This window comes from Variovorax sp. 54, assembly GCF_002754375.1.
Lineage (GTDB): Bacteria > Pseudomonadota > Gammaproteobacteria > Burkholderiales > Burkholderiaceae_C > Variovorax.
In genome coordinates this window covers 65118-79835 of sequence record NZ_PEFF01000001.1, presented here as the reverse complement: position 1 = coordinate 79835, position 14718 = coordinate 65118, and the positions used below count along the sequence as shown (strand labels likewise).

The following is a 14718-nucleotide window of genomic DNA, read 5'->3' as shown; positions in this document are numbered from 1 at the left end:
TCCTTTCGCCATGCAACACGACAAGATCCTCATCCTCGACTTCGGCTCGCAAGTCACCCAGCTCATCGCACGCCGCGTGCGCGAAGCCCACGTGCTCAGCGAAGTGCATCCCTGCGACGTCACCGACGAATGGGTGCGCGAGTACGCGGCCGACGGCCACCTCAAGGGCGTGATTCTTTCGGGCAGCCACGCCAGCGTGTACGAAGAGACCACCGACAAGTGCCCGCAAGCCGTGTTCGACCTCGGCATTCCGGTGCTCGGCATCTGCTACGGCATGCAGACCATGGCGCACCAGCTCGGCGGCAAGGTCGAGGGCGGCCACAAGCGCGAGTTCGGTTTCGCGGCCGTGCGCGCCCATGGCCACACCGCGCTGCTGAAGGACATCGCCGACTTCACCACGCCGGAAGGCCACGGCATGCTCAACGTGTGGATGAGCCACGGCGACAAGGTCACCGAGCTGCCGCCCGGCTTCAAGCTCATGGCCAGCACCGACAGCTGCCCCATCGCCGGCATGGCCGACGAGGCGCGCCGCTACTACGCGCTGCAGTTCCACCCGGAAGTCACGCACACCGTGCAGGGCAAGGCCATCATCGACCGCTTCGTGCTCGGCATCTGCGAAGCCAAGCCCGACTGGGTCATGCGCGACCACATCGCCGAAGCGGTGCAGAAGATCCGCGAGCAGGTGGGCGACGAAGAAGTCATCCTCGGCCTCTCGGGCGGTGTCGATTCGAGCGTGGCTGCCGCGCTCATCCACCGCGCCATCGGCGACCAGCTGACCTGCGTGTTCGTCGACCACGGCCTCTTGCGCCTGAACGAAGGCGACATGGTCATGGAGATGTTCGAAGGCAAGCTGCATGCGAAGGTGATTCGCGTCGATGCCAGCGACCTGTTCCTCGGCAAGCTCGCGGGCGTGAGCGACCCCGAAGCCAAGCGCAAGATCATCGGCGGCGAGTTCGTCACCGTGTTCAAGCAGGAAGCCGCCAAGCTCAAGGCAGGCGACGGCGGCCACAAGGGCGCCACCTTCCTCGCGCAAGGCACGATCTACCCCGACGTCATCGAGTCGGGAGGCGCCAAGAGCAAGAAGGCCGTCACCATCAAGAGCCACCACAACGTGGGCGGCCTGCCTGAGCAGCTCGGCCTCAAGCTGCTCGAGCCGCTGCGCGACCTGTTCAAGGACGAAGTGCGCGAACTCGGCGTGGCCCTCGGCCTGCCGCCCGAGATGGTGTACCGCCATCCGTTCCCCGGCCCCGGCCTGGGCGTGCGCATCCTGGGCGAAGTGAAGAAGGAGTACGCCGACCTGCTGCGCCGCGCCGACGCGATCTTCATCGAGGAACTGCGCAACTTCAAGGACGAAACCGGCAAGAGCTGGTACGACCTCACGAGCCAGGCCTTCACAGTGTTCCTGCCCGTGAAGAGCGTGGGCGTGATGGGCGACGGCCGCACCTACGACTACGTGGTCGCGCTGCGCGCCGTGCAGACCAGTGACTTCATGACCGCCGACTGGGCCGAGCTGCCGTACGCGCTGCTCAAGAAGGTGTCGGGCCGGATCATCAACGAAGTGCGCGGCATCAATCGCGTGACATACGACGTGTCGAGCAAGCCGCCGGCGACGATCGAATGGGAGTGATCCCCGTCGCGCGGGCTGCTGAAGCACGCGCTGGCACACCGCTTGCGATCTAATCGCACCTGATGCGGCGGCCGACAGTGCCGCCGCCTTTCGTGCGAAAGGAGGCCCATTGGCCCGCTCCGATCCTCGCAACACCTCGCGGTATTGGCACGCACCTGGCGTGCCGGGCATGGACATGCTCCATGCCGACTTCACGACGCACGACTACGCCCCGCACGTGCACGATTCCCTCGTGGTCGCCGTCACCGAAGTGGGCGGCTCGGAGTTCAGGAGCCGTGGCCGCACCGATGTGGCCCACACGCAGGCACTGCTGGTCTTCAACCCCGGCGAGCCGCACTCGGGCCGCATGGCCGGCAGTCCGCGCTGGCGCTACCGGTCGTTCTACCTGGCCGGGCAGGGCGTCCAGGGCGTGCTGACGTCGCTGGGCATCGACCAGCCGCAGCACTTCACATCGAACGTCTTTCGCGAGCCCGACCTCATCGCCCGCTTCCTGGCGCTGCACCGCGCGCTCGACGGGGAGCCTGATCCGCTGCTGCACCAGGAGCTGCTCGTGCGCAGCTTCGGTGCGCTGTTCGCCGCGCACGGACAGGCCGGGCCCCGCGTGCCGCACGCGCCCTCGGATGCGCGCGTGCTCGCGCCCGTGCTCGATCTGATGCGCGAGGGCCATGCCGAGCGCCTGACGCTCGAGCAGATGGGGCAGGTGGCCGACCTGACGACCTTCCAGTTGATCGGCGCCTTCCACCGGACGCTCGGGCTGACGCCGCACACCTACCTGACCCAGTTGCGCCTGCGGGCCGCACTGCGGCAGCTCGATGCAGGCCAGTCCGTGGCCGAGGCCGCGCTCACGTCGGGCTTCTACGACCAGAGTGCGCTGAACAAGCACTTCAAGCGCACCTTCGGCATGACGCCGCTGCAGTACGTGCGCGCACGGGTGAACTGACTGATTGAATAGCGGGCGCAATTTCAACCAATAGCGTTTCGAGTCGTCCTGCCATGCTGAAACCCATCAGCAAGGCCACCCATGACACGACTCTTCTGCCAGGAACATTCCGACATCCTTCGGCTGGACGCCCAGGTCCTCCAATCGCGGCCCGGCGCCGTGCGGCTGTCGCAGCATCCCTTCTATCCCGGCGGCGGCGGGCAGTTGCCGGACCGCGGCATCGTCCGCTGGCAGGGCGGGGACGTGCCCGTCACCGGCTTTTCCGAAGAGGGCGGCCTTGTCTGGATACAGCTCGCCGATCGCATCGAGATCACGGGCGACGTCCAGACCGAGGTCGATCCGGTCTTCCGGCAACGCATGCGCGAACTGCACACCGACCTGCACGTACTCAACGCGCTCGTCTTCCGTGACTTCGACGGCGCGCTGGTCACCGGCGTGCAGATGAACGACGACGGCACCGCGCGCATCGACTTCGATCTGCCCGGTGCCGACAACGACCGCCTGCGGGCACTCGAGCCCGAACTGAACGACGTGATCGCGCAGGACCTTGCAGTCGAGACAAGCTACGTGTCGGTCACCGCCGCCCACGGCGAGCAGGGGCTGTTGCGTTCCCGCTCGGTGGCGCCGCCGCCGTCGGCCGAAGGTCTGGTCCGCATCGTCGAGATCGCCGGGCTCGACCGACAGGCCTGCGGCGGCACGCACCTCGCGTCCACGGGCGCCTCGCGCCCGGTGCGGATTCTCAAGATCGAGAACAAGGGCCGTTCCAACCGCCGCGTGCGCATCGGGCTGCAGGGGCTGTGAGCATGCGCAAATCGCTGCTGGCGCTCTGGGCGCATCCGGTGTGGCTGCTCTGGGTGCCGCCGGCCTTCTGGGCGGGCAACCTCGTGCTGGGGCGCGCGCTCGGGCCGGTCTTTCCGCCCGTGTCTCTGGCGGTGGGGCGTTGGGTCGTGGCGCTGGCGGTGCTGGCGCCGTTCGTCGGGGCGCAGGCATGGCGCGAGCGCGCGCTGCTCGCGCGGCACTGGCGGCTGATCGCGGCCTGCGGCGCCTTCGGCATCGCCGGCTACAACGCGCTCGGCTACCTCGCCTTGCAGACGGTGCCTGCCACCAGCGTCGCGTTTCTCAACTCGACGCTGCCGCTCATGGTGCCACTTGCCGCGGTGGTGCTCGGTGTCGAACGCATCACCTGGAAAGCCTTGGTCGGCATCGGCATCTCGTTCCTTGGCGTGACCTGGATCGTGGCGCGCGGCGAGCTGGCCCATCTGCTGGCGCTGCGGCTGGGCGGCGGGGAGCTGCTGGTGCTGCTGGCTGTGGCCAACTACGCCGTGTACTCGGTGCTCCTGCGGCGCAAGCCGGCCGCGATCAGTCCACTGGTGTTCCTGGCCGCGACCATGGCCGCTGGGCTGGTGGTGTTGATGCCGTTCTGGGTGGTCGAGCTGGCTCGCGGCGCGCGCATTCCGACCGATGCGGCCTCGGTGGGCGCGGTGCTCTACATCGGTCTCTTCGCGTCGCTGTTCGCCTTCATCCTGTGGAGCCGCTGCGTCGCGACCTTGGGGGCGACGGTGACGGGCGTGTCGTTCCATCTCGTCGCGCTGTTCACTGCGTTGCTGGCTTTTCTCGTGCTGGGGGAGCCCGTGCGCGGCTTCCATATCGCGGGCATCGCGCTGATCCTGCTCGGCTTCTTCGTCACGACCTTGCAGCCGGCGAGGCGCGCGAAGGTCGCGGTCTGAACCGATGAACACCGTCGAACTCCTGCGCACCCTGGTCGGATTCGACACGACCTCCCACCGCTCCAACCTCGGCCTCATCCACTGGGTGGCCGACTACCTGCAGGCGCAGGGCATCACGGTGCGACTGATCCCCAGCGATGACGGCCAGAAGGCCAACCTGCTGGCGACGATCGGCCCTGAGGTGGCAGGCGGCATCGTGTTGTCCGGCCACACCGACGTGGTGCCCGTCGACGGACAGGCCTGGGACTCGGACCCCTTCACGCTCGTTGAGTGCGAGGGCCGGTGGCATGGCCGTGGCGCCGCTGACATGAAGGGCTTCATCGCGGCGTGCCTCGCCGCAGTGCCTGTGTGGCGCGCGCTCGATCTGCAGCGTCCCATTCATCTGGCGCTGTCTTACGACGAGGAGGTGGGGTGCTTCGGCGTTCCACGCCTCATCGCCGCGATGCGCGCCGATGTGCCCGCGCCAGCACTGGCCATCATTGGCGAGCCGACGCAGATGCGCGCGGGGCTGGCCCACCGAGGTTTCTTCGGACATCGCATCACCTTCAGCGGCCGACCGGTCCACTCCGGCGATCCGGCCCTGGGCGTCAGCGCGATCGAGCCGGCTGCGCAACTGATCGCCCAACTTGCGCGCTTCGGACGTACGTTGCGCGCGCAAGGCAACCGCACGACCTTCAACGTCGGCTGCATCCATGGCGGCACGGCCATCAACATCGTCCCTGGCTGTTGTGAGGTGACGTGGGAGTTCCGGCCGACGGATGCAGCCAGCACGGCGATGGTGACGGGAGAACTGGCGCGGCTGCTCGCAGGCGTGTCGCCCGAAGTGGCCGTCGAGATGACGCAGCTGGCCGGCGTGCCGGCGCTCTGTGCGCAGGAAGGTGAGGGCGTTGCCGCGGAGACCGCCAGGCGCTGGGGCGCACTGTGGCCTCCGGGCGAGATCCCGTTCGGCACCGAAGCCGGATTTTTCCAGCAGGCGGGCATTCCGTCGCTGGTGTGCGGGCCCGGCGCGATCGCGCAGGCCCACCAGCCCAACGAGTGGATTGCCGCCAGCGAACTGCGCGCCGCCGACCGGTTCCTGGCCGGCGTCGGCGCCTGGGCGGCGACCGCTTAGAAGTTCGCCTTCAGACCCACCGTGAACATTCCGCCCTTGGCCTGCTTCGACAGCTTGCCGAAGTAGTCGTAGTCGGCAGTGATCGCGAGGTTCTGCGTCATGCGGTACTCGGCGCCGACACCGACCATCAGGCCCGTGCTGGTGCCCGAGAGGCGCTGGTTGGCCGGGGCCCAGTTGTTGTCGCCGGAGATGCGTCCGCGTGCCACGCCGAGGCGGCCGTTGAGGGCGAAGGCGTCGCTCAGCGGCATGCGGGCGGTGGCGGCGGCGTAGAAGACCTGGCCGGTGCCGGTCTGCAGCCGGGAGCCGCCGTAGGCCGAGCTCCATTGGCTCACGTTGCCGAGGCGGGCGTAGCCGGCTTCCACGCCGAAGTATTCGGTCAGGCGGTAGCCGCCGTACAGCTTGTAGGACGTGCCGCTCTTGTTGGCCTTCTTGCCGCCCCATGGCACGGGCACGTGGTTCTTCGAGGACGACAGGCTGTAGCTGGAGCGGCCGATGGCGCCGCCGACATAGAACCCGGTGTCCTTGTCGAGACCGGCGGCGAAGGCGCCGACGGAGGCGGTGCCGAGCCAGAGGGCTGCGAGTGCGAGGCGGGCTTGCGTTTTCGTCAAGATGAAATCCTGTTGGGTTGGTTGATTGCGTGGATGAACGGTGGTTCGTCGGGTGGCAGGCTTTGCGTTGTTCGCCTTGCCGCCACCGTGAGACGATTCTCAAAAACCAACCTGAAGGCGAGCTTCGCGTTTGCTGAAGGTCTCATGAAGGGCTCTTGCCATGGGCGATGATCGAGGCATGTCAGCCCAGCTTCTTCTTCCCGGAATCGATCCCCCGCCGCGGCCCCTGCCGCGACCGCGCGGCACCAAGGCACCTCGCAAGGCGCCGCTGTCGCACTCGCTTTTCTTCGCACTGCTCCCCGCCACCCAAGACGCTCTGGCGATCGCCGCGCTCGGCGAGCGCATGAATTCTCAACACGCCCTGAAGGGCACGGTGGTCGAGGCGCAGCGCCTGCATGTCACGCTGTTCGACCTCGGCGACCACGACCAGGTGCCGGCCGACAAGGTAGCCCAGGCATCGACGGCGGCCGCCGCGGTGCCTGTGCCGGCACTCGATGTCGTTTTCGAAAAATCCATGAGCTACGCCAAGGGCGCGCTGGTGCTGTGCGCCGACGACGAAGCCAACGTCGCGGCGTTGCGGGAATTCAGGCAACGCCTGGGCGAAGCGCTGGCCGATGTCGGCCTGAAGCCCTCGCGCGCGTTCACGCCGCACATGACCGTCGCCTATGCGCGGCGCAAGCTCGAAAAGCACGCGCTCGAAGCGCCCGTGCGGTGGACCGCCCATTCACTGGTGCTCATCGACAGCCACGTGGGCGAGGGCGTGCACGAGGTGCTGGGCAGGTGGCCCGCCGAGGTGGCCGCCTAAGCGCCGTCGTCGTCCGCAAAGGTGTCGAACAGCAGCCCGCGCAGCCACTGGTTGCCCGGGTCGCGGTGCACCTTCGCGTGCCAGAACAGGTTGATCGCGATCTGCGGCAGCGCCACCGGGTGTGGTCGCCACACCAGGCCGAAGGGCTCGGCGATGCTGCGGGCCAGGCGCTCGGGCACGGTCGCGATCATTTCGCTCGACTGCAGGATGTGGCCGATGGCCACGAAGTGCGGCACCTTGAGCCGGATGCGGCGCTGGATGCCCTGCGCCGCCATCACGTCGTCGGCCTTGCCGTGGCCCGTGCCGGCGGCCTGCACCTGCACATGGTCGGCCGCGCTGAAGTCTTTCAGTGACACGCTGCGCTTGCGCGCCAGCGGATGCGTGCCGGAAAACAGGCACACATAACGTTGCAGGAACAGCCGGCGCTGGAACACGCCCGACTTGAGCTGCGGCAGCAGGCCGATGGCGATGTCGACCTGGCCGGCCTCCAGCTCGTCGCGCAGGTTGGTCGCGGTGTTGTTGCGCAGCGTGCTGATGGTCACGCCCGGCGCGGCGACCGAGAGCGTTTCCATGAGCCGCGGCGTGAAGTAGATCTCGCCGATGTCGGTCATCGCGAGCGTGAAGCTGCGCGTGCTCGTGGCGGGGTCGAACACCACCTGCTGGTTGAGCGCCGTGTGCAGCGCGCCCATGGCGTAGGCCACCGGCTCGGCCAGCTGCAGCGCGAAGGGCGTGGGCTCCATGCCGCGCGCGGTGCGCAGAAAAAGCTCGTCGCCCAGCAGCTTGCGCAGGCGCGCCAGCGCGTTGCTGATGGCGGGCTGCGAAAGGCCCAGCGACGCGGCCACGGCCGACACGCGCTTCTCGGCCAGCATGCGGTCGAACACCAGCAGCAGGTTGAGGTCGATGTCCTTGAGTTGCATGGCGCACCTTTATTCACGCTGGTGATACATCCGATTCACCAGATTCTATTGGTCAATTTTCAAGCGCCGCGCATCATCCGTCCCAGAGACAAGCCGGCCCCGCCGCCGACGCCAGAAAAAGAGAGCCCGACGATGGACCTGCACATTCACCCCCTTGCCCGCACCCTCGAGGTCCGCCCCGGCGCGAACCTGCTCGAGGTGCTGCGCGAGCACCAGGTGCCGGTGTCGTACAGCTGCATGTCGGGGCGCTGCGGCACCTGCCGCTGCAAGGTGGTGTCCGGCCAGTTGCTCGACGGCGGCCAGAACGCGATCCGGCCCGACGGGCAGGGCGAGCGCTACGTGCTGGCCTGCCAGAGCACGCTGACCGAAAGCTGCACCATCGAGATTCCCGAGCCCGACGAGGTCGTGGTGCACCCGGCGCGCGTGCTCAAGGCCACGGTGACGGGCATCGACGTGCTCACGCACGACATCCGCCGCCTGCGCCTCAAGCCCAACAAGCCGCTGGAGTTTTCGCCGGGGCAGTACGCGCAGCTGCAGTTCGGCCCCGAGCTGGCGCGGCCGTATTCGATGGCCGGGCTGAGCCGCGACGCGGAGCTCGAATTTCATGTGCGCCGCGTGCCGGGCGGTCGCGTCACCGCGCACATCTTCGAACAGCTGCGCGTGGGCGACACCGTGCGCGTGAGCGGCCCGCTGGGCACCGCCTATTTGCGCACCAAGCACCGCGGGCCGATGCTCTGCGCGGCGGGCGGCACGGGGCTCGCGCCCATCCTGTCGATCGTGCGCGGCGCGGTCGCGGCGGGGCTGATGCAGCCGATCCATCTCTACCTCGGCGTGCGTTCCGACGCCGACGTGTACGGCCTGCCCGAGCTGCGCGAACTGCAGGCGCAGCACCCGGGACTGAAGGTGCACGTGGTGGTGGTCGCCGGGCCTGCGCGCGACGGCCAGCGGCTGGGGCTCATCACCGACGCGATCCGCGCCGACCTGCCCGCGGGGCTCGACGGCTGGCGCGCCTACCTCTGCGGTTCGCCGCCGATGGTGGAGGCCGCGAGCCGGCTGGTGCAGGCGCACGGCCTGGCGCCCGAGCAGACGCACGCCGATGCCTTCTACCTGCAAGGCACCTGAAACCGACACAAGAAAAGGAGACCCGATGACCACGCAAGCCGTCTTCCCCATCGAACTGCGCTGGGAGAGCGAAAAGACCAGCCGCATTCCCTTCATGGCCTACACCGACGAGGCGCTGCACAAGAAGGAGCTTCAGCGCTTCTTCTACGACAAGCACTGGTGCTACGTCGGCCTGGAGGCCGAGATTCCGAACCCGGGCGACTTCAAGCGCACCGCGATCGGCGAGCGCTCGGTCATTCTGTCGCGCGACGAGGCCGGTGCCATCCACGTGTTCGAGAACGTCTGCGCCCACCGCGGCATGCAGTTCTGCCGCGAGCGCCATGGCAACAAGAAAGAATTCGTCTGCCCTTATCACCAGTGGAACTACACGCTGAAGGGCGACCTGCAGGGCGTGCCGTTCCGCCGCGGCGTGAAGCAGGACGGCAAGGTGCACGGCGGCATGCCGGCCGACTTCAAGACCGAGGACCACGGGCTCACCAAGCTCAAGGTGGCCTCGCGCGGCGGCGTGGTGTTTGCGTCGTTCGACCACGACATCGAATCGTTCGAAGACTTTCTCGGCCCCGACATCCTTCACTACTTCGATCGCCTGTTCGACGGTCGCAAGCTCACCATCCTGGGCTACAGCCGCCAGCGCATTCCGGGCAACTGGAAGCTCATGCAGGAGAACATCAAGGACCCTTACCACCCGGGCCTGCTGCACACCTGGTTCGTGACCTTCGGGCTCTGGCGCGCCGACAACAAGTCGGAGCTGAAGATGGACGCGCGCGGCCGCCACGCCGCGATGATCTCCACGCGCGGCAGCGCCGGCAAGGCCGCACAGGTGACGCAGGTGTCAAGCTTCAAGGAGAGCATGCAGCTCAAGGACCCGCGCTTTCTGGACATCGTGCCCGAGCCCTGGTGGGGCGGGCCGACGGCGGTGATGATGACGCTGTTCCCCAGCCTCATCCTGCAGCAGCAGGTCAACAGCGTGTCGACGCGCCACATCCAGCCCGTGGGGCACGACGCCTTCGATTTCGTCTGGACGCACTTCGGCTTCGAGGACGACACGCCCGAGATGACGCAGCGCCGCCTGCGCCAGGCCAACCTGTTCGGCCCGGCGGGTTTCGTGTCGGCCGACGACGGTGAGGTGATCGAGTTCTCGCAGGAAGGCTTCGAGCAGAAGCCGTTTCATCGCACGCTGGCCGAACTCGGCGGGCGCGAGGTGGAGAACACCGACCACATGGTGACCGAGACGCTGATCCGCGGCATGTACCGCTACTGGCGCGAAGTGATGGAGGCCGCATGAGCACGCTCGACACCGCCACCTACCTCGACCTGTCGCGCCTGTATGCGGCCTACGCGCACGCCGTCGATTCGGGCGACTGGGACCTGTGGCCCGCGTTCTTCACCGAGCAGTGCAGCTACCGCCTGCAGCCGCGCGAGAACCACGAACGCGGCCTGCCGCTGGCCACGCTCTCGTTCGAAAGCCGGGGCATGCTCGAAGACCGCGTCTACGGCATCAAGGAGACGCTGTTCCACGACCCGTACTACCAGCGCCACGTGGTGGGCCTGCCGCTGGTGCACCGTGTCGACGATGACGGCGCCATTCACAGCGAAGCCAACTACGCGGTGTTCCGCACCAAGCTCGACGGGCCCTCGACCGTGTTCAATGTCGGGCGCTACATCGACAAGGTCGTGCCCACGCCCGAGGGGCTGAAGTTCGCGTCGCGCCTGTGTGTGTTCGACAGCGAAATGATCCCGAACTCCATCATCTATCCCATCTGAAACCCAGCCATGCCAGAAAAAGAACCAGAGACCCACGGTGCGCCCCTGCGCCGTTTCACCGACCCGGCCTATGTGCCGCTGTGCGCCAACCTCGCCGAGGTGCGCGAGAACATCGACCGGCTCGACCGCCAGATCGTCACGCTGCTGGCCGAGCGCGGCCGTTACGTGAAAGACGCGGCGCGCTTCAAGCGCGATGCCTTCCAGGTGTCGGCGCCGCAGCGCCAGCAGGAGGTGATCGACAAGGTGAAGGCGCTGGCCGAGAAGGAGGGCGCCTACCCGGAGGTGGTCGAGGCCGCCTACCGCGCGCTCATCGCGGGCTTCATCGCGCGCGAGCAGCAGGACCACCTGGGCATGGCCGACGTGGAGATGCAGCCATGACGCGCGCACGCTTCTTCGTCGCCTTCACCGCCGTGGCGATGGCCGCGACTGCCCATGCGCAGGACTGGCCGCAGCGGCCCGTGCGCATCGTCGTGCCGTTCGCGGCGGGCTCGTCGCCCGACATCCTGGCGCGCATCGTCAACGACAAGCTCGCGGCGCGCATCGGCCAGCCGCTCATCGTCGAGAACAAGCCCGGCGCGGGCGGCAACAGCGGCACCGACGCGGTCTCGAAGGCGCAGCCCGACGGCTACACCTTCCTGCTGTCGGTGAATGCGCCGCTGGTCTACAACACCATCCTCTACAAGAACCTGCCGTACGACCCGTTCAAGGACCTCATGCCCGTGTCGCTGGCCGCGACCACGCCGAACGTCTGCGCGGTCTCGAATTCGATGGGCGTCGATTCGGTCAAGGGCTGGCTCGCTGCGATGAAGAAGAACCCCGGCAAGTTCAACTTCGCCTCGACCGGCAACGGCTCGATCTCGCACCTGGGCGTGGAGCTCATCAAGGCGAAGACGCAGTCGTTCGCGGTGCACATTCCCTACGCGTCGTCGGGCCAGGCCGTGACCGCCATCGTGCAGGGCGATGTGCAGTACGCCTGCCTGCCGCCGGTCACGGTGATGCCGCAGGCCAAGGCCGGCCGCATCAAGGCGCTGGCCGTCACCTCGGCCGAGCGCTCGGCATTGCTGCCCGACCTGCCCACGCTGCGCGAATCGGGCCTGCCCGACATTCAGGCCGTGCCATGGTTCGCCTACATGGCGCCCAAGGGCACGCCGAACGACGTGGTGCAGCGCATGAGCCGTGAGATTGCCGCCACGCTGAAAGACCCCGAGACGGTCAAGCGCCTGGAGACCGCGTACTTCGACCCCGTGGGCAGCACGCCCGAAGCCTTGTCGAAGTTCATGGACGAGGAACTGCGCCGCTGGAAGCCGGTGATCGACCGCGCCGGCCTCAAGCCCGATTGAGAGAAAAAGAGGACACCCCACGATGAGCACGATGACCTGGGTCGACGCTGCGGCGGTCGACGACGTTCCCGCCGACGACGTGGTCGGCATCGAGGTGCAGGGGCGCGACATTGCGCTGTACGGCACCGACGACGGCATCCACGCCACCGACAACATCTGCACGCACGGCCATGCACGGCTGTGCGATGGGTTTCTCGAAGGGCACGAAATCGAATGCCCGCTGCACCAGGGTCGCTTCGACGTGCGCAGCGGCAAGGCCATGTGCGCGCCGCTCACGGAAGACCTGCGCACCTACCCGGTGAAGATCGAGGGCGGGCGGGTGTTCCTGGCGTTCGAGGGCTGAACTGTTCTGCCTCCTACGGGGGCCATCTGTCTCTGTTCGTGCCAGACCGGTTGGCGACAATCGAGGCCCGTTTTCCTGGACATCCGATGACAGAACCACACAGCCGCGACCAGATCGCTGACCGCATCGCCGCCGAGCTGGGCCACAGCTTCGACGGCGAGATCCTGGCCGGCGGCCACTACGTGCCGCTGGTGCGCGATGGCCGCACCGTCTACCTCAGCGGGCAGGTGCCACGCGTGGGCACCACGGTGGTCGTCACCGGCCGCGTGGGCGATGCCGTGTCGCTCGACACCGCGCGTGAGGGCGCCCAGATCTGCACGCTGCGCAGCCTCGCGCTGCTGCGCCGGGCACTCGGTTCGCTCGACGCGGTCGAGAAGGTGCTGCGCGTCGGCGTCTTCGTGCAATGCACGGCCGACTTCACGCAGCAGAGCGAGGTGGCCGATGCCGCGTCCGATCTGCTGCATCGCGTGTTCGGCGAGGCCGGCGTGCATGTGCGCACGGCGGTCGGCGTCTATGCTCTGCCGAAGAATGCGACGGTCGAGGTCGAAATGACGGTTGCGACCGTTCACGCAGCCTGAGTCAGCCGCGTTCGCGGCGCGCAGGTTCGCTGCGGTGCAGGTGCACCGCCAGCGTGTCGCGCGGCGGGCGCACCGCGCATTGCGCCAGCAACCGGCCGGCTTCGCCCCGGTGGTAGCCGTTGTGCGTCACGACGTGGGCCAGCATTTCTTCGCGCGTCATGCAGCCCTTGTCGCCGTCGGTGAAGACGAAGGGCACCGACTCGGCCAGCAGCGCTGGCGTGAGCGTGTCGAGGTAGGCGAGGTACCAGCGGTCGGACTCGGCCACGGCCGCGCGCAGGTCGGCCAGCGCGGGTGTCCCGGGCGTGTTGTCGTCGGTGAAGCCGTGCGGCGTGCCCGTGAGGTGACCCGCGAAGATCCGGTTCACCACATGGGCATGGTTGACCACGCGGATCGCGGCATGGCGGGCGTCCGCATGCTGTACGGGGTCGAGGCTGGCCATGCGGTCCAGCAGTTCGTCATTGGCCCACGCGTGGTACTGGAACAGCGTGCGCAGCAAGGGTGGGGCGCTCATGTCAGGACTCCTTCGACTCAGTGTTCGCCGAGCATCCAGCGCGTGCGGTCGCCGCGTCCCGGCAGGTGCAGCGCGGCGGTGGCCGCGGGCGTCTCGGCCAGCAGCCGCCCCTTGCGGAACACCTTGAGCCGCGTCGCGCGCAGGCGGATGGCCTCGACCGGGTCGCGCGCCTGCAGCAGCACGAAGCTGGCGTCGCAGCCGGCCTCCAGGCCGTAGCCGTCCAGGTGCATCACGCGCGCTGCGCGCGTGGTCACGGCCTCGAAGCACTGGTGGATGCCGGCCTGGCCGGTCATCTGCGCCACGTGCAGGCCCATGTGGGTCACCTCGAGCATGTCGCCCGAGCCCATGCCGTACCACGGGTCCATCACGCAGTCGTGGCCGAAGGCGACGTTCACGCCGGCCGCCAGCAGTTCGGGCACGCGCGTCATGCCGCGGCGCTTGGGGTAGCTGTCGTGGCGGCCCTGCAGCGTGATGTTGATGAGCGGGTTCGACACCACGCTCACGCCGCTTTCGGCGATGAGCGGCAGCAGCTTGCTCACGTAGTAGTTGTCCATCGAGTGCATCGACGTGCAGTGCGAGCCCGTCACGCGGCCTTGCAGGCCCAGGCGCAGCGTCTCGGAAGCCAGGGTCTCGATGTGGCGCGAGTGCGGGTCGTCCGACTCGTCGCAGTGCATGTCGACCAGCTTGCCGCGCTCGGCGGCCAGCTCGCACAGCAGCTTCACGCTGGCGGCGCCGTCGGCCATGGTGCGCTCGAAATGCGGAATGCCGCCGACCACGTCCACGCCCTTGTCGAGCGCGCGCGTGAGGTTGTCGACGCCGCCCGGCGAGCGCAGCACGCCATCTTGCGGAAACGCGACCAGCTGCAGGTCGAGGTACGGCGCCACCTGGCGCTTCACCTCGAGCAGCGCATCGACCGCGAGCAGGCTGGGGTCGCTCGTGTCCACGTGCGAGCGGATCGCCAGCAGGCCCTTGGCCACGGCCCAGTCGCAGTACGCGAGCGCGCGTTCGATGAGTGCATCGGCCGTGAGCAGCGGCTTGAGTTCGCCCCACAGCGCAATGCCTTCGAGCAGCGTGCCGCTCTGGTTGACGCGCGGCTGGCCGTAGCTCAGCGTGGCGTCCATGTGGAAATGCGGGTCGACGAAATGCGGCGTGAGCAGCAGGCCTTGCGCGTCGAGCGTTTCGTGCGCGGGTGCAGCAAGGCCGGGCGTGACCTCGGCGATGCGGCCGTCCTGCACGGCAACCGACATGCCGGTGCGGCCGTCGGGGAGGGTGGCGTTGGTGATGAGGAGGTCGAGCATCGGTGGGGTGTCTTTTTTGAGGGGGCG

The 14718-nt window shown here is 68.0% G+C and carries 17 protein-coding genes; 13 read left to right on the top strand and 4 right to left on the bottom strand.

What is annotated here, in order from left to right:
• The first annotated feature begins 10 nt into the window (after positions 1-10).
• The 5 genes from guaA to argE all read left to right on the top strand — a co-directional run bounded on the left by guaA (position 11) and on the right by argE (position 5405).
• Positions 11-1627 carry a glutamine-hydrolyzing GMP synthase gene (guaA, locus tag CLU95_RS00380; RefSeq protein ID WP_099789265.1) on the top strand — a complete coding sequence of 539 codons (1617 nt, stop codon included), beginning with the start codon at positions 11-13 and terminating at the stop codon, positions 1625-1627.
• A gap of 109 nt (positions 1628-1736) precedes the next feature.
• Positions 1737-2567, top strand: coding sequence for a helix-turn-helix transcriptional regulator (locus CLU95_RS00375; RefSeq protein ID WP_306511987.1), 831 nt, complete (start codon positions 1737-1739; stop codon positions 2565-2567).
• Positions 2568-2648: 81 nt separating this feature from the next.
• The gene (locus tag CLU95_RS00370; RefSeq protein ID WP_099789261.1) at positions 2649-3368 is read left to right on the top strand and encodes an alanyl-tRNA editing protein; all 720 of its coding nucleotides are present in this window, start codon (positions 2649-2651) and stop codon (positions 3366-3368) included.
• 2 nt (positions 3369-3370) lie between these two features.
• A complete protein-coding gene (locus tag CLU95_RS00365) occupies positions 3371-4294 on the top strand; it encodes a DMT family transporter (protein WP_099789259.1) in 924 nt (307 codons plus the stop codon).
• Between the two features lie 4 nt (positions 4295-4298).
• Positions 4299-5405 (top strand): acetylornithine deacetylase, encoded by a 1107-nt coding sequence (gene argE / locus CLU95_RS00360; protein ID WP_099789257.1) that lies wholly within the window; start codon positions 4299-4301, stop codon positions 5403-5405.
• Here argE and CLU95_RS00355 read toward each other — a convergent pair.
• Positions 5402-6013, bottom strand: coding sequence for a porin family protein (locus CLU95_RS00355; protein WP_180288497.1), 612 nt, complete (start codon positions 6011-6013; stop codon positions 5402-5404). The genes argE and CLU95_RS00355 overlap by 4 nt on opposite strands.
• A gap of 343 nt (positions 6014-6356) precedes the next feature.
• On the opposite strand from CLU95_RS00355, the gene CLU95_RS00350 reads away from it, so the two are divergent.
• Positions 6357-6818, top strand: coding sequence for a 2'-5' RNA ligase family protein (locus CLU95_RS00350; protein WP_257214496.1), 462 nt, complete (start codon positions 6357-6359; stop codon positions 6816-6818).
• On the opposite strand, the gene CLU95_RS00345 is transcribed toward CLU95_RS00350, so the two are convergent.
• Positions 6815-7735: a LysR family transcriptional regulator gene (locus CLU95_RS00345; RefSeq protein WP_099789250.1), complete on the bottom strand. Its 921-nt coding sequence runs from the start codon at positions 7733-7735 to the stop codon at positions 6815-6817. The two genes, CLU95_RS00350 and CLU95_RS00345, sit on opposite strands and share 4 nt — an antisense overlap.
• 132 nt (positions 7736-7867) lie before the next feature.
• Here CLU95_RS00345 and CLU95_RS00340 point away from each other — a divergent pair, with 132 nt between their 5' ends.
• The 7 genes from CLU95_RS00340 (at position 7868) to CLU95_RS00310 (ending at position 12882) form a co-directional block, all read left to right on the top strand.
• The gene (locus CLU95_RS00340; protein WP_099789248.1) at positions 7868-8857 is read left to right on the top strand and encodes a 2Fe-2S iron-sulfur cluster-binding protein; all 990 of its coding nucleotides are present in this window, start codon (positions 7868-7870) and stop codon (positions 8855-8857) included.
• 25 nt (positions 8858-8882) lie between these two features.
• Positions 8883-10142, top strand: a complete 1260-nt coding sequence (locus CLU95_RS00335) for an aromatic ring-hydroxylating dioxygenase subunit alpha (RefSeq protein ID WP_099789246.1) — start codon at positions 8883-8885, stop codon at positions 10140-10142.
• Positions 10139-10621 (top strand): aromatic-ring-hydroxylating dioxygenase subunit beta, encoded by a 483-nt coding sequence (locus CLU95_RS00330; protein ID WP_099789244.1) that lies wholly within the window; start codon positions 10139-10141, stop codon positions 10619-10621. The genes CLU95_RS00335 and CLU95_RS00330 overlap by 4 nt, the downstream gene beginning before the upstream one ends.
• Before the next feature lie 9 nt (positions 10622-10630).
• Complete coding sequence (locus CLU95_RS00325; RefSeq protein ID WP_099789242.1) at positions 10631-10999, top strand: chorismate mutase; 369 nt, start codon at positions 10631-10633, stop codon at positions 10997-10999.
• Positions 10996-11961, top strand: coding sequence for a Bug family tripartite tricarboxylate transporter substrate binding protein (locus CLU95_RS00320; RefSeq protein ID WP_099789240.1), 966 nt, complete (start codon positions 10996-10998; stop codon positions 11959-11961). Before CLU95_RS00325 ends, CLU95_RS00320 begins: the two co-directional genes overlap by 4 nt.
• Positions 11962-11983: 22 nt before the next feature.
• Complete coding sequence (locus CLU95_RS00315; protein ID WP_056580656.1) at positions 11984-12304, top strand: non-heme iron oxygenase ferredoxin subunit; 321 nt, start codon at positions 11984-11986, stop codon at positions 12302-12304.
• An 86-nt stretch (positions 12305-12390) separates the two neighbouring features.
• Positions 12391-12882: a RidA family protein gene (locus CLU95_RS00310; protein WP_099789238.1), complete on the top strand. Its 492-nt coding sequence runs from the start codon at positions 12391-12393 to the stop codon at positions 12880-12882.
• A gap of 1 nt (position 12883) precedes the next feature.
• Here the strand turns inward: CLU95_RS00310 and CLU95_RS00305 are convergent, their stop codons facing one another.
• Together CLU95_RS00305 and CLU95_RS00300 are read right to left on the bottom strand one after the other, a co-directional pair.
• The gene (locus CLU95_RS00305) at positions 12884-13393 is read right to left on the bottom strand and encodes a DinB family protein (protein ID WP_099789236.1); all 510 of its coding nucleotides are present in this window, start codon (positions 13391-13393) and stop codon (positions 12884-12886) included.
• A 17-nt stretch (positions 13394-13410) separates the two neighbouring features.
• Positions 13411-14691, bottom strand: a complete 1281-nt coding sequence (locus tag CLU95_RS00300) for an amidohydrolase family protein (RefSeq protein WP_099789234.1) — start codon at positions 14689-14691, stop codon at positions 13411-13413.
• Positions 14692-14718 lie beyond the last annotated feature (27 nt).